Raw genomic sequence first — 17,323 nt, 5'->3', positions numbered from 1 at the left:
CCCGCTCCCCCGCTCCCCCACTCCCCCCTCTCCCTCTATTCTGGTTTGAGAGCCTGAGCTTTGTTCCAGCTGTCGATCGCTTCTTCGCTACGGCCTAAATTACTGAGAGCGACACTGCGGTTATACCAGGCTTCGTAGCGATCGGGTTGCAATGTCAAAGCTTTGTCCCAGCTAGCGATCGCATCTTCTAAACGTCCTAAGTTCCCCAGTACCAAACCGCGATTAAACCAAGCTTGGTCATCTTTCGGTTCAATTGCCACAGCTTTATCGTAAGAAGCGATCGCTTCTTCCAGACGTCCTACGTGCCCCAAAGCCACACCTCGGTTATACCAGGCTTGTTGATAATTTGGTTGAATTTCCAAAGCTTTGTCGTAGGAATAGATCGCTTCTTCACTGCGTCCTATTTTAAACAGAGCGTTGCCACGGTTATTCCAGGCATCGGATTTATCTTGTTTGTACTGCAAAGCTTTATCGTAGCTGGCGATCGCATCGTAAGTGCGTCCCAATTTAAACAGAGCATTAGCGCGGTTGTACCAGACTTCGTGAGCTTCCGGTAGAATCGCCAGCGCCTTGTCATAACTGACGATCGCTGCTTGATAATCACCATTATTAAATTGCTGAATACCTTGATAAAACCATGCTTGTGCCTCTTGCGGATCGCCCGGATCGAGAAGCGAGTTACTATCTTGGTATGATTGCGGAGCCCGTGCGAGTAACTTTATACCGATTTCCTTGGCAATGTCGCCAAATTCCCCGCACCCTACATCGCCCAGATGTACCATCCGAGTGGCTAGCTGACGATTTGGTGATTGGGACGCTAGGAGTTTCTCGCCAAAACCGCGCAGCCATGCGATCCACACTTCCACGTCAGTACGTTCGGCTAGCGCCTCAAAAACTCTCAAAACTTGCTCCTGACGCCAGCCATGCTCAACCCCTTCTAAGAGCTGCATAAAAAAATACTCGTAGTCTGCATCGGTTAGGGGTGTATTTTCCGATTGCTTTATAGGTTTTGGAGGTTGGGGTTGTTTGCGGATGCCAAAAAGACGGCGATACCACTTTCGTAGCGTTCGCCTTAGCGTACTGTAGGCATATCGCCAAAATCGCGCTTTCATCTTTCCCATTCCCGCGTTACCTTTATCCCAGATTTTATCGAACCAAATTAAAGAGGCTTTGTAGCTCGATCGCAACTTTTACTACCCAATCGCATCTCTAATTCTCAGCCAACCTCTGTCAATCCGTAAAAATTCATCAAACTTGAGCGTATCTTCGCTCAAAAGACATCTGTCGCCCCATTACTGTTGTCCCGTTTGCAGTCGCTGCCAAGAACTACTTTCGCATTTGATTAATTTATCAAGGGTGGCGATCGCTTTGCTGTTTTGCGAACTACGGATCTCCTGTTCCATACCAATATTCGTTAATTCCATCCCCAGACGGATGACATAAGCTTTTTGTTCTTCACTAGCGATCTGACTGCGATCGACTGCTTGTATGTTTGCCAGAAAAGACTTCTGGATATTGAAATTAAATATTTTAGCGATAGAATGAACCGCGTAACTTTGTTCCGGGCGAGCGGTTTGGAGAACTTCCGCGATCGGTTTACTCAAGATTGTCTGCTGAGTCAGTTTGTCAGCCTGACTTTGCAGCCAAGCTTCTGATGTAGAAATCGGCCAATCTGTACTGCGTTCGTCCACTTTGGCAAAAGCGTGGGCTTCCCCATAAGAAATCCGTCCATCTTTGTTATAGTCAGCTGACGGGACTGACTGACCGATACGGTTGCGCCCGCTCAAGCCTGCAAAGAAGCTAGAACTATAATCTTTATAGTCCGCTTCGTTGACTGCTGGAGTACAACCAACGGAAGGTCTGGTTTTGACGGTGGCGAAGAAGCCGCAACGAGTTTGCAGTGCGACTGGACGTTTGGGGTCACCGCCTTCGTAGATAAAATTAGCGAATGAGCCGGAAAAGCACTGACTCATCATCATCACTACAGATGTCTGCTCTGGAAGGCGATCGAGCATACCAGCAAATTGCTGCACTGTCAGCAATTCCCTATTCCACAGCAGGAAAGCGTTGTTATCTATATCTTCGGGATTGGGGATGCCATGTCCTGTGAAGTAGAAGAAAATAGATTTGGGGTTCCCACTCAGATCCTGAAGCGAACGCTGCAAGTTGGCCATAGTAGATGCACCGTCAAGATTGGGAATCTGTGGCACTTTGAACTGCTGCTGTCCACCAGAGTCGAGATAGCGAACTGTCGCCTGTCGCTCATCGCCGTTGGCAAAAAAAGTGAACGCTTCAGCTGGGTTGTAACCCATTGCGCTCAAAGTGCGCTGAAAGTATAGAATGTTCTTTTCGATCGCGATTTCGTTCGCTTCCGGCGCTGGGCCACCACCAAATGCCAAGAAATTTGTTTTTTGTTGTGGGGATTGATTTGGCGTTTGCCCTTGACAAGTGGCTGCTCGTACTCCACTAACTCCGACGCTGGTATTGACGATCGGGAGTTGCAGACCGATCGATATCACCAGGGCCAAATTAGTAATGTAGTGGCGATGGCGTGAAAAATACTGCATGGTAATTTGTATCAACTTTATCTGAATGAGTGATGACCCACGATCGGATTTTATCGCTCTGATGCCGTTCTCCTTAAAATATCTTAATTGTTATGACTTACGAACCCTTACATCACAAGTATCGCCCTTCTAGTTTTGCCGATCTGGTGGGTCAAGATGCGATCGCTACCACTCTGACTAATGCCATCCAACAAAAACGGATAGCACCAGCTTACTTGTTCACCGGGCCCAGAGGCACCGGTAAAACTTCCAGTGCCAGAATTTTAGCTAAATCGCTTAACTGTCTTTCTCACAAAGATCCGACACCTCAACCTTGCGGTAAATGCGATGTTTGTCAGGGAATTGCCAAAGGCTCAACTTTAGATGTAATTGAAATCGATGCTGCTAGCAATACAGGTGTTGACAACATTAGAGAATTAATCGAAAAAGCTCAATTTGCACCAGTACAGTGCCGCCACAAAGTTTACATCATTGATGAATGTCATATGCTCAGTGCAGCGGCATTCAATGCTTTGTTAAAAACTTTAGAAGAACCACCCGATCGCGTAGTCTTTGTCTTGGCAACAACTGACCCTCAAAGAGTCTTGCCAACTATTATTTCTCGCTGTCAGCGCTTTGATTTTCGTCGCATTCCTCTAGAGGCGATGGTGAAGCATCTGCGTCATATCGCCAATAAAGAAAATATCGATATTACCGATGATGCGATCGTTCTCGTTGGCCAAATTGCCCAAGGCGGATTGAGAGATGCCGAAAGTACATTAGATCAACTCAGCTTGTTATCCGGAGAGGTAACAGTTGAGAAGGTTTGGGATTTGGTAGGCGCAGTTCCAGAGAAAGATTTGATGAGTTTGCTCGACGCGATCGCCACCAACGATAGCACATCTGTAATAGACATAACTCGTCGCCTCATGGATAGAGGTCGAGAACCTTTAATTGTCTTGCAAAACTTAGCTTCTTTCTATCGCGATTTACTAATTGCGAAAACCGCACCCAACCGTTCCGATTTAGTCGCCGTCACAGCACCTACCTGGCAAGCGCTGTGCGATTTTCAAGGTTTGGAAATCAACCAGATTTTATTTGGGCAAAAGCAACTTAAAGACAGCGAAGTTCAAATAAAAAATACAACCCAGCCGCGCTTGTGGTTAGAGGTAACATTATTAGCATTGTTGCCATCTGCAATCGCATCGACAATTAGCCCAATTAGCGTTCAACAAACTGCTAAACCGCTGAATAATCCAGCAATTGCACCCAAGGTAAACAGTACACCATCATCTAATCAAGTAACAAAAAAAGTAGAAAGATCGGAAATAATTTCTCCAAGTATACCAGTCCCAACTGAAAATCCTCAATTCCATAAACAAGAGGTTATTCCTGTTGTAGAACAAGTTCCCGATGCTCCTATTGAAGCCGAACCCAGTCACGCCAATTTTCAACAAGATGATGTAAGTCTAATTGCAGAAAATTCATTTAATTTGGAGGATATTTGGCAACAAGTAATTAAAAATACCCGGCTACCCGGTGCTAAACGGATGCTGCGAGATCATTGCTACTTAGTATATGTTAAAGGTCGAGAAGCGATGATTGGCATTAAAACAGAATCTCTTACAGTTACAATTAAAGGAACTTTGCCCCAAATAGAAGAAGCTTTTTCAAAAACATTCAACGATAAGATAAAAATAAATTTTCAGTCTAATCATACAACTGAAAATAAGTTTTCTCGCCGAAACCAACAGCAAGGTAGCATTAAACAGCAGACGCAATTTAATCAAACAAACACATCAGCGCTGTCCAATCCAAATTTAGCATCTTCTCCCACATTTACCGAACCTCCCAGCAACTATTCACCAATAAAAACTGACGATCGACCTTCCATTCAACCCCAAGAAAATACAGACGGCCCCAAACCGAATTTTGCTTCCGAAACTAAGCCAGATTCAAATACTGTTCGGTTAACTTCTCCTCCTACTCTTCCCCTACAAGGAGAGGAAAGTAAAGTCTCGCCCTCCTCCGCGCAAGGGACAGGGGTAGGTTCGTCTTATCCGAACAAGATTAAGCCAGATTCATCAATAAAATTACCGCCTGACTTGCCAAAATCGAGTCAGCAGATTTCCAACAAAAATGTAGAAAATATAGAGATAGATAATGATAGTAAGGTGGTACTTGATGCAGCCCAGAGACTTGCCAATTTCTTTGAAGGAGAAATTATTCAAATAACAGACGATCTGGAACAAATCCTGTTTCCAAATAAGCCAGAAATATCCAGATTAAATATAACTGATGTCACAGCAAGTGAGTACTTAGACACAGAAGAAATTGCAGAAAATGGGGAAGAATTTTAAGAATTAAGAATTAAAAAATGGGATAGCCCCATTTTTAATTCTTAATTTGTAATTGGCAATTCTTCACCACTGCCTTGATGCACGGTTTTAACCCATTTTAGCCGCTTTGGACGTACCGACATCCGCGCAGTTGCGCTAGACATCACAACTACCCAGTGCAGCATATACAAATTACCGCGCAGCGTTTGCAGCAAGGTAAAGAATGCGGTAGAAAAAGTCAGTTTTTCGTCCTTACGGGTGCGCCGCAAACCTCCAAACATCGCGATCAGCGACATCGTAAGCATCAGTCCGGTAATGGGACTGAAAACGGGCAAACTGGTGCGAAAAACAGACATCAAAAAGTCAGGTAATACCGCCGTGGGAAGAAAGTACTGGGTAATCCAAAACATGAACATATCCCAGGTTTTCCGAGTACCCATGCGGTTTCTCAGAATCGGACGCCAATAGTCCAGATAGCGTTGATAACCTCCTTCTGCCCAGCGATTGCGCTGATGCCAAAGGGCTAAGGCGGTGGTGACGCCTTCTTCTCGAACGGGAGGGTCAATGAGAAAGTCAATATCCCATCGATCGAGATGCAAGCGGATCGTGAGATCCAGGTCATCTGTGATAGTTTCCTCATTAAAACCACCACAGCGTTCTAAGGCAGAACGACGGATAAATTGACCGTTACCCCGCAATTCGCCAATCCCGCCGATCGCAATGCGCTGCTGCTGAAAAAAGCTATCCAAAGCCATTTCAGCGACTTGACCGCGAGTCCAGAAATTGACATCGGGATTGGCGATCGCTTTTTGCACCTGCACTGCACCCACTTGCGGTTGTTCAAACACAGGCACTACCCGCCGCAACATATCGGCAGATACCTTAGCATCCGCATCAAACACAGCGATAATTTCGCCGCGAGTCAGGGGTAGCACCTGATTCAAAGCACCCGATTTACCGCCGCCAGCATCAGCAGGTCGCCGAAATACCTTGAGTCGATCGTATTCCTGGGCTAGCTGTTTGAGCAAGATCGGCGTTTTGTCCGTACTGCGATCGTCGATTACCCACAGCTCGTACAAGTCTCTTGGATAGTCGAGATCGCACATATTCTTGACCAAACTGGCAATGACAGCTTCTTCATTTTTAGCCGCCACCAGCAGGGAAACAAAAGGCCAAGAATCCTGATTTTCCTCAGACAAAGGCGCAGGTAAAGCACGGGGACAAGCTCGCAAAACGCGGATGGCGTGAATACCCATCAGGGTTGTCAAGAACAGCACCAGCCAAATGCCCCACGAGAATAGATGCAGGGCGATCGTGCCACTCCAAACAATTGTCAGCAACAATGCGGCTTTGCGCCTGCGTCCCGCATAAAACCTGCGATCGGGTGTCTGAGTTTCCTCCTCAAAAGTGGGAGGCAGATCGGATAAAACCGAGCCGATTTCATCAAGCTCGTTGTAGGAATTGTTTTCGGGCCAGGAATTCGCTGGCATAGGTTAGCTGATTCAACCACCAGTATTTGTCTGCACCTTTGCAGAAGCTGGGTATCGGGTAACACCAAACCGTGCAGCCTTGACATCCTTTTAGTTTGCCATGACAGAAGGCGGTATTGTATCCACCTGTTCCGATTCGCGATCGAGTTTGTAAAATCTAGCCTTAATCGGAATACCTGTTTGGGCAAACTGGTACCAAGTCAGCCGGAGCTTGTCGTTAGCAGATCTGGCAAAACAGTATTTACCGCCTGAGAGCGGGGATTTGTGGTGCCATTTCCTCCAGCTTCAATAAAAGCTTATGCTGCCTTATTGTACCTGACCTTGTTGAAGTACTCAGTCGCCGTTTCTATCGATTTGACAATTTGTCGAGTAGGATTTTTCTGAGAATTGTAATTGGTGTGAGCCCTAAAGGCTGAATTTAGGCAAGATCGGGAGTCCAACGCAGCCATACGACAGAAGGGAGAGCCTCAAAGCCCCTCTCCTCTTGGGTCATAAGTTGGGCACAAGTCTATCCCCGAGTTAATCGATCGATAGTGTCAATTGTTTCCTCACTCGCTGCCTTTGTAAAATAAGGCCACTGACAATTGCGTCCGCCTTCAAGGTAGAGAGATGATGGAAGTAGACATTTTGGGAATACTACAGACAGTGAATGCTGGGACGGGCTTAAATATTGCCGCCCCAGCATTCGGGCATTAGTCTGAATCTAGAGGCCAAAAAAAGGAAGATTATGAGTGCAAATATCGAACAGCTCCAACCTGCCGACCCCCGCAGAGTCAATGTCTATATGCCCTACTACCAAGGTAACAAGCGCACTTTGTTACCCCAAGCCATAAGTCTCTATGAAAAAGGGGTTCTGGAGGGAAAACGCAAAATAGAAGGCGGAGAGAGCATCCCCTTTGTTGCCACCTGGAATGTGGCGGCGCTACCATCAGACCTTACCCGTTGTCGGTTACAGTTTGATGGCAATGCAGAAATGAGTTATGAAGTTACCCTGGCTAATAATGAATTTGTTAACTTTCTAATAGAAGTCATAATGAATTTTAAGACCTCTCGCTCAATCGATTTTTCCAAAGGATTTTACCGCAAGCTGCTGCGTTTGGATGAATAGAAACGGCGTTTGGAGGATACACAGCTCAAAATTAGGAGTGAGGGTGTGCCGAAATCTGCTAAATATCTGCTGATAGGATCGACCGAGGCTTATAGCGGCAAGTCAGCGGTACTTTTGGGACTTGCTCATCAGCTACAAGAAAAAAAACTGGATATCGCCTACGGTAAGCCGCTGGGAACCTGTTGGAGCGACGATCGCACTGATGGCATGGATGAGGATGTTAAGTTTTTAGCCCACAATCTCAACTTGCCGCCGAACCGATTGCTGAAAACCCTATTATTTCTCGATACAGTCAGCATCGAAAAACGTCTCAAAGGCGAAGATACAATCGATTATCGCTCAGAGTTACTCAAATACCTCCAGGTGCAGTCTGGAAAGCTAGTTTTGCTAGAAGGGCCAGGAACTCTGGAGGAGGGCACTTTGTTTGAAATGTCCTTGCTGGAAGTGGCAGAGGTGGTGGATGCGGGAATTGTGTTGGTAACGCGCTTGGAATCGGTGCTATCGATACACAAGATATTGTCAGCGAAGCGGCGGTTGGGCGATCGCCTAATCGGCGTTATCCTCAATGATGTTCCCAGCGAGCAACTCGAAGCAGTAGAAACAGAGATTAAGCCATTTCTGGAACAGCGGGATATTGCAGTTTTGGGAATTCTGCCCCGGAGTGCCTTGCTACGCAGCGTCAGCGTCAGAGAACTGGTACACCAATTGCACGCTGAGGTGATTTGCCGACCCGATCGATTGGATCTAATGGTGGAAAGCTTAACTATCGGTGCGATGAATGTCAACTCGGCGCTGAAGTACTTCCGCAAGGGTAGGAATATGGCAGTGGTGACTGGTGGCGATCGTCAGGATATCCAGCTCGCAGCCTTGGAAACCTCTACTCAGTGTTTGATTTTAACCGGGCACGTCCCTCCGTCCGATTTTATTCTCAATCGCGCTGAAGACCTCGAAATTCCGATTTTGTCGGTTGACCTGGATACCCTCACCACTGTAGAAATCATTAACCGCGCTTTCGGTCAAGTGCGCCTGCAAGAACCGATTAAAGTGCAGTGCGTCCGTCAGTTAATGAAAGAACACTTTGATGTCGATCGTCTCATGTCCAAACTCGGACTGGAGCCTGCTGTAACGCTACCGTAACCCATTCTGTTAAAATATCAAGGTTGTTCAACGTCAAACCGTCCTTGAGTCAATCGATAGAGATACCTAAAGTTGATGAATTAGTCCAAGAACTGGCGACAATCCAGCAAACGGGTTCCAAGCGCATTGCCCTGTTAGGATCTCGCCACGTTCCTATTACCCATCAGCACCTGATCGAGATGATGAGCTATGCCTTGGTATTATCCGGCAATAGCCTGATTACCTCCGGTGCTACGGGTACTAACGCGGCTGCCATTAGAGGCGCAATGCGGGCAGATCCCAAACTGTTAACCGTGATTTTACCCCAAAGTCTGGAGCGCCAGCCCCTAGAATCGCGCCAGCAGCTCGAACAGGTGATGCACTTGGTAGAAAAGCCAGAAAACGATCATCTGTCTTTAGGTGAAGCTAGCGCCCTATGCAATCAGGAAATTGTTTCTAGATGCCAGCAGCTGATTTGCTTTGCTTTTCATGACAGCCGCACGCTGCTGCAAACTTGTAAAGATGCAGAAGAACAACGAAAATTAGTGACGCTGTTTTACTTTGATTAGTATGTTGGGCAAGTTTGCCGTTCTTTGTGCGAGCCAAATTTCGGATTTGACAAGTAAGTTGGCAATCTTTCTGATTGATTTGGCAGGCATGAGAACGAATGAAATAAAGGCTAATGATGCGATCGCAAATACCGATGTCTGACATTTTTCTTTACTGTATAGCTATAGCAGCTTTTCTGATTTACGTGCCTTTTTTGCTGGTGGCTTATGCTCGCGTGCAGTTGGGCAAAGAAGCCCTGGCAACTCCCAGAGCGATCGTAGATAAACTGCCTCCCTACGCTCAAAGAGCCACCTGGGCTCATCAAAATGCTTTTGAAGCGTTTATGCTGTTTGCAGCCGCAGCGCTGATGGCTTACGTAACTGGTGTCAATTCGTCTGTAGGGGTAGGTGCTGCGATCGCATTTCTCGTGGCGAGGTTGCTGCACTCGGTTTTTTATATTTTGAACATTCCCCTAGCGCGAGGACTTATGTTCGCCCTTGGCTCCCTTTGCATCGCCACTTTATTCGTCCAAAGCCTGCTGCAAGCTAGTATAAATTAGTTAGCGAGTAATGGGTAATCAAATTTGAGATTTTAGATTTGAGATTTGAGATTGTAGATCGATCTTTACTCAGCGACTAAAATTTTAAAGTACTCGATTACCTTTTCACCTTTTCAGAGTTTTACCGATTTCCTATGGCTTCTACATATTCATTTGACATTGTGAGCGACTTTGACTATCAAGAATTGGTCAATGCTGTAGACCAAACCGATCGGGAAATTCAAAGCCGCTACGACCTCAAAGACACAAAAACAACTGTGGAATTGGGTAAAGAATCGATTACGATTAGCACCGACAGCGAGTTTACTTTAAACTCGATTCACACAATTCTGCAACAAAAAGCTGCCAAACGCAATCTCTCTCTCAAAATATTTGATTACGGCAAAGTTGAATCAGCTAGCGGCAATCGCGTTCGGCAAGAAATCAAACTCAAAAAAGGGATTGGTCAGGAAATTGCCAAACAAATTACCAAGTTGATTCGCGATGAATTTAAAAAAGTTCAAGGAGCGATTCAAGGAGATGCCGTGAGGGTTTCTGCTAAATCGAAAGATGAATTGCAAACGGTTATTCAGCGCTTAAAGCAAGAAGACTTTCCGGTTGCCTTGCAATTTACAAATTATCGTTAGCTAAGTAAGCTAAGTAAGCTAAGTAGGGTGGGTATTGCCCACTCTTAAATAGCGATGAACAGGACGCCAAATTTTGACCGCCTAAGAGAGCATCAAGCCAACGAACGGACATTTTTGGCTTGGTTGCGAACCTCGATCGCACTGATTGGATTTGGATTTGCAATTGCTCGCTTTGGCTTATTTCTGCGCCAGTTAGAATCTGCTGTCACAGGACATAATATCGACAGCCATTCTGCTATTAACTCTCAAAACCTCGGCTTAGGTTTAGCAATTCTCGGCATTGTTTTGATAGCCTTTTCTTTATGGCGCTACAATCAAATTTTTCGGCAAATTGAGAACAGCGATTATCAGCCTAGTCGTTTAATGGTTTGGTTAACAGCAGGGATTGTCATGATATTGGGCGTACTGACTATTCCTTTCGTCCTCTGGCGACAGCCATCTGTTCCCAAGCAGCCATCTTCGAGTAAGAGTGCAGCCGCTCGCCAAAATAGCTTGCTCTCTGATGATTTGGCACAAAAAATAGAGCGCAAAAATATCTGAAAATTGAATAAGAATCGAGGGGACGAACAAGCTGATTTTTTGGATGGGATGGTTATTTACACTAGGGACTGGGGAGAGGACAATTTCAGATTTTAAATTTTAGATTTGAGATTAAATTTAATCTCAAATCTGCATTAAAAATTTGCAGTTTATGCCCTATGCTCAGTCCCCAACACAAAACTCAATTGCGAGAATTTGAAATCACAGACTCGACATTACTTCCCTTGCGGCTTGTAGGGTGCGATCGATATCTTCTTCTGTATGAGCGACAGAAGTAAAACCAGCTTCAAACTGGGACGGTGCGAGGTAAATACCGCGCTCTAACATACCGCGATGGAAGCGGCTGAACTTCGCCAAGTCTGACTTTTTAGCATCCTCGTAATTGTGGACGGGGCCAGAGGTAAAGAACAAACCGAACATACCGCTGATGTTACCGCCACAAACTGCATGACCTTTTTCTTTGGCAATTTGCAACAATCCATCGGCTAGCTTTTTGGTAATGCGATCGAGATATTCGTATGTCCCCGATTTTTGCAGCAATTCCAGTGTCTTGATCCCCGCAGTCATCGCCAGAGGATTGCCGGAAAGCGTCCCCGCCTGATACATCGGCCCGGATGGTGCCACCATTGACATAATATCTCTACGTCCGCCATAAGCGCCTACGGGCAAACCACCGCCGATAATTTTGCCCAGAGTTGTCAAATCGGGAGTGATGCCGAATTTTTCTTGGGCACCGCCGTAGGCAATCCGAAAACCGGTCATCACTTCATCAAATACGAGCAAAGCGCCGTTTTCTTTGGTAAGTACGCGCAAACCTTCCAGAAAACCGCCATCCGGAGGAATAAATCCCGCATTGCCTACCACAGGTTCCAAAATGACACCGGCAATCTGGTCTGGGTTTTCGTCAAACAAAGCTTTCACAGCTTCTAAATCGTTGAAGGGAGCCGTGAGAGTGTTCTGTGTGGCCGATTTGGGTACGCCGGGAGAGTCGGGTAAGCCAAGGGTGGCGACACCAGAGCCGGCTTTGACCAAAAACATATCGGCGTGGCCGTGGTAGCAACCTTCAAACTTGATAATTTTATCCCGTCCGGTGAAGGCTCGCATCAGGCGCAAAACTGCCATACAAGCTTCGGTGCCGGAATTGACAAAGCGCACCATTTCAATGCTGGGAACGGCGTCGATAACCATTTCGGCAAGGACGTTTTCCAGGTAGGAGGGTGCGCCGAAGCTGGTACCTTTCTCTAAAGCTTTGTGCAGTGCCTCGATGACATCGGGATGAGCGTGACCGCAGATGGCCGGCCCCCAAGTACCAACATAGTCGATGTACTGGTTGTCATCGACATCCCAAATATAAGCGCCTTTGACGCGATCGAAAACGATCGGTTGTCCCCCCACAGACTTGAAGGCTCGCACGGGTGAACTGACGCCCCCTGGCATTAGTTTCTGGGCTGCTGCAAAAATTTCTTCTGAGTTGGTGGTTTTAAATGAGGTAGTGACCAAAGTTATCTGCTCCTTACTTGAGTCTTATCTTGGTGAAATGCTTAAAGGTCTATCTTGAGATAGTGGAAACCATTGTTCAAGCTTAGTAAGCTCATAAATTATCCTATATAGCACCCATAACCGCGATGTTATACAAAACGAATCAAGATTTGCCTGCCGACGTGCGCTCTCGTCTTTCAGAGCCCGCTCAAGAATTATACCGAGCTGCGTATAATTGTGCGCTTCACTGGTACGGCACAGAATCTAAGGCGCATGAGATTGCTTGGTGTGCGGTGAGAACTCAGGCGGCTAGTTTTAACTCTATGGCTGTAAGTTAAGTGATTTAAAGCTCTCTAGGACAAAGCATGATATCGTGATCGAGTGAGCTAAAGCTTTAACTGATTTTATGCCTGCGGCTGAGCCTACCCCTATTAGTCAATCTATTCCGATCGATAATATCCGCTATGATGAGCGCGGATTGGTTCCGGCTATTGTCCAGGATTATCTGGATGGTACGGTGTTAATGATGGCTTGGATGAATCGGGAGTCGCTGCAAAAAACTCTCGCCACTGGAAGAACTTGGTTTTGGAGTCGATCGCGTGCCGAATTGTGGCCAAAGGGCGAAACGTCAGGTCACGTTCAAAATGTCAAAAGTCTCCGCTACGACTGCGATAGCGATGCCTTACTCATTGGTGTGGAACAAATTGGAGATATTGCCTGCCACACGGGTGAGCGCAGTTGTTTTCATCGCGTGGATGGACAAAAGCAAGCGCCACCCGCTGATACTTTGTCTCAAGTGTTTGAAGTCATTTGTTCGCGCCGGGACAATCCTACAGAAAGTTCTTATACGTGCAAGTTGCTAGCTGGCGGCGATAACAAGATTTTAAAGAAGATTGGCGAAGAAGCTGCTGAAGTGGTGATGGCTTGTAAGGATGATGATAAAGAAGCGATCGCAGGTGAAGTTGCCGACCTATTTTACCACACTCTTGTAGCTTTGGCTCATCATCAAGTTGATATCAAAGCTGTTTATCGGCAATTGCAAGAACGCCGACGATAGGGAAGTCAAAAGTCAAAAGTCAAAAGTCAAAAGTCAAAAGTTAGAGGAAGTGGGGGATCTCTTGAGGAGGGAGCCGAAGAATTAATATTTTCCCTTTTCCCTCTGCCCTCTCCCTCTTTCCCTAACCCTGACGCCCTAGCCTCTAAATCAAAGCATCTACATCGGTTGGCTGTTCCGAACCCATCACGACATCTTGATAAAGCGGCACAGTGAAAGTCACCGTCGATCCGAGTCCCTCACCCATACTGTAGAAATTCACCACACCTTTCATAGCTTCTATGAGTTTTTGAGAAATTGTTAATCCCAAACCCGTACCGCCGTATTTGCGGGTGCGCGAACCGTCTACTTGACTGAAGGATTGGAACAGTCTATCTTGCTTTTCCAATGATACGCCGATGCCCGTATCTATGACGCGGACTTTGACCATTCCAGGCAGTTCCTGGTTCTGAACAACCACCTTCTTTCTGACAACTTCCGCTGTAATTAAAACCCCACCCTCGTGAGTAAATTTAATTGCATTGCCAACCAAATTTAACATTACCTGCAAAAGACGTTGGTAATTGCCATAAACGGTAATTTTATCTCTTGTGGGCGGTCTTTGAATGCGGAAGCTGAGATTCTTTTGTAAAGCCTGAGTTTTGGTAAAATCTTCAACGTCCTCGAAGAGTTCGTCCAAATCTAATTGGCTCAATTCCAGCTCCATCTTACCGGCTTCGATCTTGGCAATATCCAAGATATCGTTAATAATGCCGAGCAGATGTAGAGCCGAGCGATACGCTTCTTGGATGAATTCCATTTGCTCTTCCGGATCGTCTGTCATACCTTCCAGAATCAGCTTGAGGAATCCAATCATCCCATTTAAGGGCGTGCGGAGTTCGTGAGAAGTATTTGCCAAAAACTCGCTCTTGTGGCGAGAGGCATCTTCTGCTTCCTGACGAGCTCGTTCCAACTCTTTGTATAGGGTGGCGTGAGTGATAGCGGTGCCAACTTGATCGGCTATTTCTCGCACCAATTCTATCTCTTCAGACTGCCAGTCACCGAAACAATTTTCCCGATCGAGCCGGATCAAACCATTTGGTTGGTTTTGATAGCAAGTCGCCACGATCAGCATAGACTGCTGTAAGGTTTCCGGACTAGATCCTCTTTCTACCACTAACGGTTCCAGATTTGTGAGCGCTTCGGTTAGGTACGGTTTGTCCAACTTTAGTTTTTGCCCCAACAGGGAAGTTGCCGAATCTTGCTGATATTCAGCTACTACCTTTACTTCTGGATCGGAATGACTGTAAGGACAAATAATGCAGCGACTGACACCCAACCCTTGCCCCAGATCGTCTACCGCTTGCTGCCAAATGGTATCCAGATCTAAGGTACGCCGGATATTGCGGGAAATTTTGCTGAGCAGTTTTTGGTAATTTTTAAAACTTGATGGTTCATCTACCCCAGACGATGTTGTAGATAATTTCTCTTTAGAACAAGCGCTTAATTCATCTTGTATATCCAGATTTGCTTCTATCGTTTGGGCTGCCGCAATGGAGTTGTTAGATACCATTGCTAAGTGCGGCTCTACTTGAGAGCCCATGACCAGCACTCGGGTAGCGCTGCCATCGGGCATTAAAATTGGGCTGATGACTAAATCGAAGGGGAAGGTATATTCCCTGTAGCGGAACTGACACTGGAAACGCTGGGGTACGAGAGTTTCCAGTATCTGCCGCAAACGCTCCAGATACGGGTCAATTGCTGTTGGGCCAAATGCTTCGTTCGTTGAGCTAAAGGCGATCGCTTCCGGGCGCAGGTCATAGCGTTCTGCTTCCTGCCAGTAAAAAGATAAATATTGTCCAGATGCGTCTTGGGTATATACCAATTGAGCCCCTAACTCCTGCCAACCGCTCGGATTAATTTGCCAAGCGGATTCCGATTTTACTGGAGCATCAGAAAGCCGTTTTTGAAGATCTATAGGCACGCTCATCAGAGTCGGTCTCTCAACTGCAAGTGTGAGTCATGAGGCAATCTGGGAAAAAGCCCAGATCTGATTTCGCCCGATCGCCTACGAAAGCACCCTGCACGATATGCCTGCGGCAAGTGAAAGCGAAAGCGGCGAGCGGAAGCCGACAGGTATGCCAGATTACCGCTATTTTGATTAAAACCTAAATCTAGCATTACTGGTTGGGAATGTCTTTATAGTTATGGCGATCGACTCAAATAATCCGCGTTTTTTTTTGTTTGTGCCCGATGAAAATTTTAACGCCGCTGATTGAGTAAAGTATGAGTGTGTAGGTAAAACTACTTCTCAATTCTAGTCGGTCAATATTTTAGCAGTGGTTTTTCTGAGTCTTCAGCCCTTCCTTCTGACTCGAGCGATCGCTCTTCTAAAACCACACACTATTTGGCCGTAAAGATATCAAAAATGCGGGATTGTTACGCTCAAATTATAACTGCTGTCTCTCGATCGGTTATGCCTCTGAAAGCTAAAAAACCTTGAAATCGTTTAATTTCAAGGTTTTTTGTGGAGTGCCAGGAACCGGACTTGAACCGGTGACACGAGGATTTTCAGTCCTCTGCTCTACCAACTGAGCTATCCCGGCGGCTGTGCTTTTTTTCCAGCGCTTAACTAAATTAGCAAACCTATCTGGGTTTTGGCAAGCCCCCATCGCTAAAATTGCTGAAATAATTTTAGCCTTACCCTGACATCCGATTTAACTGGGCTCAACAAAGTCTCTTACTGAGATCGTTAAAAATTTATAAAAAAATATCTGAATTGCTGTTCATACGTTAGAATAAAAAAAACAATCGATCGGGAGAAAACCATGACTACCGTAAACACGATGAAATGCGCTTGTGAACCTTGCCTCTGTGTAGTCTCTATTTCCGAAGCCGTGCAAAAGGATGGCAAATACTATTGCAGCGATTCCTGCGCTAACGGTCATAGCGATGGCAAAGGTTGCGGCCATCACGGTTGTGGCTGCTAAAACATTCGTCGGGTGAGCAATGCTCACCCAACAAGCGAATCTCAGCTTTGCTGTATTTTTAGCTTGCTAAAACCGATAACAGCTAAAAATACTAAAAATTGGATTAATACGATACTTGGGCCGGAAGCCCAGTTGAGAAGACCGGACAAAAGTAAGCCGAAAATGCTGCTGAAGACTCCCAAAATTACGGAAATTGCCAGAAAATGGCTAAATTGGTGACTGAGCAATTTGGCAGCAGAAGCTGGGATGACAAGAAAGGCATTGACCAGTAGAATACCTACAGCTTTAGTGGCCAAGGCAACTGTAAGGGAAAGCAGTACAACAAATAAGTACCGATGCAGTTGGACTGGGATGCCTTGAACCTTAGCTACAGATAGATTAAGGGTCAACAGGATTTGCTGCTGTAGGGTGGATAAAAGATAAATAGCTGCACTGAGCAATAATAATACAGTTAATACTATGTCTGTCAGGTCGATCGCCAAAATATCGCCGAATAGGACATTCATCAATCCGCCTCGATAGCCGCGAATCAATCCGCTGAGGATAATGCCAACCGCCAAAGTCCCCGATAAGACAACGTTAAGAATATTGTCGCTAGCTAGATCGGTTTGGTCGATTAAATAGAGTACGATTAAACCAAAGGCGACGGTGAAGGGTAGCAGCATCCAGGTGGGGTTTAACTGTAGCAGCACACCTAAAACAATTCCTACCAAAGCAGAGTGACCGACTGCATGGCTAAAAAAAGACAACTGTCGCAGAGTGACGAAGCTACCGAGTAAACCTCCCAAGCATCCCATCAAGACGCCACCTGCGATCGCACGCTGCATAAAAGGAAACTGTAGCAATTCTATCAAGTTGCTGCCAGGAGTAACGGCGAATAAGTTAGGATTATATTGAGCAAGTTCGTCTAGCAAAATCATTATTCAAACACCTTGAAATACAAAAAAA

The 17,323-nt window shown here is 46.0% G+C and carries 17 protein-coding genes, 1 tRNA gene and 1 pseudogene; 11 read left to right on the top strand and 8 right to left on the bottom strand.

Annotated features, from left to right (window positions below; genetic code table 11):
- Positions 1 to 35 precede the first annotated feature (35 nt).
- Positions 36 to 1,112, bottom strand: coding sequence for a tetratricopeptide repeat protein (locus H6G03_RS26445; protein WP_190471037.1), 1,077 nt, complete (start codon positions 1,110 to 1,112; stop codon positions 36 to 38).
- A 180-nt stretch (positions 1,113 to 1,292) separates the two neighbouring features.
- Positions 1,293 to 2,567: a caspase family protein gene (locus H6G03_RS26440; RefSeq protein WP_190471033.1), complete on the bottom strand. Its 1,275-nt coding sequence runs from the start codon at positions 2,565 to 2,567 to the stop codon at positions 1,293 to 1,295.
- Positions 2,568 to 2,659: 92 nt separating this feature from the next.
- Between H6G03_RS26440 and H6G03_RS26435 the strand changes: the two genes are divergently transcribed.
- Positions 2,660 to 4,906: a DNA polymerase III subunit gamma/tau gene (locus tag H6G03_RS26435; protein WP_190471031.1), complete on the top strand. Its 2,247-nt coding sequence runs from the start codon at positions 2,660 to 2,662 to the stop codon at positions 4,904 to 4,906.
- Between the two features lie 41 nt (positions 4,907 to 4,947).
- On the opposite strand, the gene H6G03_RS26430 is transcribed toward H6G03_RS26435, so the two are convergent.
- Both H6G03_RS26430 and H6G03_RS39870 read right to left on the bottom strand, forming a co-directional pair.
- The gene (locus tag H6G03_RS26430) at positions 4,948 to 6,375 is read right to left on the bottom strand and encodes a glycosyltransferase (RefSeq protein WP_190471029.1); all 1,428 of its coding nucleotides are present in this window, start codon (positions 6,373 to 6,375) and stop codon (positions 4,948 to 4,950) included.
- Positions 6,329 to 6,815 (bottom strand): annotated as a pseudogene (locus H6G03_RS39870) (radical SAM protein); the annotation flags it as partial. The pseudogene H6G03_RS39870 and the gene H6G03_RS26430, both read right to left, overlap by 47 nt.
- Before the next feature lie 287 nt (positions 6,816 to 7,102).
- Here H6G03_RS39870 and ebsA point away from each other — a divergent pair.
- The 7 genes from ebsA to H6G03_RS26395 all read left to right on the top strand — a co-directional run bounded on the left by ebsA (position 7,103) and on the right by H6G03_RS26395 (position 10,873).
- Complete coding sequence (gene ebsA / locus H6G03_RS26425; RefSeq protein WP_190471026.1) at positions 7,103 to 7,483, top strand: type IV pilus biogenesis protein EbsA; 381 nt, start codon at positions 7,103 to 7,105, stop codon at positions 7,481 to 7,483.
- Between the two features lie 45 nt (positions 7,484 to 7,528).
- A complete protein-coding gene (locus H6G03_RS26420) occupies positions 7,529 to 8,620 on the top strand; it encodes a DRTGG domain-containing protein (protein WP_190471022.1) in 1,092 nt (363 codons plus the stop codon).
- Between the two features lie 44 nt (positions 8,621 to 8,664).
- Positions 8,665 to 9,168: a DNA recombination-mediator protein A gene (locus H6G03_RS26415; RefSeq protein ID WP_190471019.1), complete on the top strand. Its 504-nt coding sequence runs from the start codon at positions 8,665 to 8,667 to the stop codon at positions 9,166 to 9,168.
- Positions 9,161 to 9,310: a hypothetical protein gene (locus H6G03_RS26410; RefSeq protein WP_190471016.1), complete on the top strand. Its 150-nt coding sequence runs from the start codon at positions 9,161 to 9,163 to the stop codon at positions 9,308 to 9,310. Before H6G03_RS26415 ends, H6G03_RS26410 begins: the two co-directional genes overlap by 8 nt.
- Positions 9,285 to 9,707 (top strand): MAPEG family protein, encoded by a 423-nt coding sequence (locus tag H6G03_RS26405; RefSeq protein ID WP_190471046.1) that lies wholly within the window; start codon positions 9,285 to 9,287, stop codon positions 9,705 to 9,707. The genes H6G03_RS26410 and H6G03_RS26405 overlap by 26 nt, the downstream gene beginning before the upstream one ends.
- Before the next feature lie 134 nt (positions 9,708 to 9,841).
- Complete coding sequence (locus H6G03_RS26400) at positions 9,842 to 10,333, top strand: YajQ family cyclic di-GMP-binding protein (RefSeq protein WP_190471012.1); 492 nt, start codon at positions 9,842 to 9,844, stop codon at positions 10,331 to 10,333.
- A gap of 54 nt (positions 10,334 to 10,387) precedes the next feature.
- Positions 10,388 to 10,873 (top strand): YidH family protein, encoded by a 486-nt coding sequence (locus tag H6G03_RS26395; RefSeq protein ID WP_190471009.1) that lies wholly within the window; start codon positions 10,388 to 10,390, stop codon positions 10,871 to 10,873.
- A 201-nt stretch (positions 10,874 to 11,074) separates the two neighbouring features.
- On the opposite strand, the gene hemL is transcribed toward H6G03_RS26395, so the two are convergent.
- Positions 11,075 to 12,373 carry a glutamate-1-semialdehyde 2,1-aminomutase gene (gene hemL / locus H6G03_RS26390; RefSeq protein WP_190471006.1) on the bottom strand — a complete coding sequence of 433 codons (1,299 nt, stop codon included), beginning with the start codon at positions 12,371 to 12,373 and terminating at the stop codon, positions 11,075 to 11,077.
- Positions 12,374 to 12,498: 125 nt separating this feature from the next.
- On the opposite strand from hemL, the gene H6G03_RS26385 reads away from it, so the two are divergent.
- Positions 12,499 to 12,690, top strand: a complete 192-nt coding sequence (locus H6G03_RS26385) for a ChaB family protein (protein WP_190471003.1) — start codon at positions 12,499 to 12,501, stop codon at positions 12,688 to 12,690.
- Positions 12,691 to 12,758: 68 nt separating this feature from the next.
- Positions 12,759 to 13,409 (top strand): bifunctional phosphoribosyl-AMP cyclohydrolase/phosphoribosyl-ATP diphosphatase HisIE, encoded by a 651-nt coding sequence (gene hisIE, locus H6G03_RS26380; RefSeq protein ID WP_190471000.1) that lies wholly within the window; start codon positions 12,759 to 12,761, stop codon positions 13,407 to 13,409.
- A 142-nt stretch (positions 13,410 to 13,551) separates the two neighbouring features.
- On the opposite strand, the gene H6G03_RS26375 is transcribed toward hisIE, so the two are convergent.
- A complete protein-coding gene (locus H6G03_RS26375) occupies positions 13,552 to 15,375 on the bottom strand; it encodes an ATP-binding protein (protein WP_190470998.1) in 1,824 nt (607 codons plus the stop codon).
- 543 nt (positions 15,376 to 15,918) lie between these two features.
- Positions 15,919 to 15,991: transfer RNA gene (locus H6G03_RS26370), tRNA-Phe, on the bottom strand.
- Between the two features lie 222 nt (positions 15,992 to 16,213).
- On the opposite strand from H6G03_RS26370, the gene H6G03_RS26365 reads away from it, so the two are divergent.
- Positions 16,214 to 16,375, top strand: coding sequence for a metallothionein (locus H6G03_RS26365; RefSeq protein WP_190470996.1), 162 nt, complete (start codon positions 16,214 to 16,216; stop codon positions 16,373 to 16,375).
- A gap of 41 nt (positions 16,376 to 16,416) precedes the next feature.
- Here the strand turns inward: H6G03_RS26365 and H6G03_RS26360 are convergent, their stop codons facing one another.
- Positions 16,417 to 17,295: a metal ABC transporter permease gene (locus tag H6G03_RS26360; protein WP_190470993.1), complete on the bottom strand. Its 879-nt coding sequence runs from the start codon at positions 17,293 to 17,295 to the stop codon at positions 16,417 to 16,419.
- Positions 17,296 to 17,323 lie beyond the last annotated feature (28 nt).

Origin of the sequence: Aerosakkonema funiforme FACHB-1375 (assembly GCF_014696265.1) — a bacterium.
Lineage (GTDB): Bacteria > Cyanobacteriota > Cyanobacteriia > Cyanobacteriales > Aerosakkonemataceae > Aerosakkonema > Aerosakkonema funiforme_A.
Note: the sequence above shows the minus strand (reverse complement) of the source record. Positions and strands in the feature narration are given on the sequence as shown.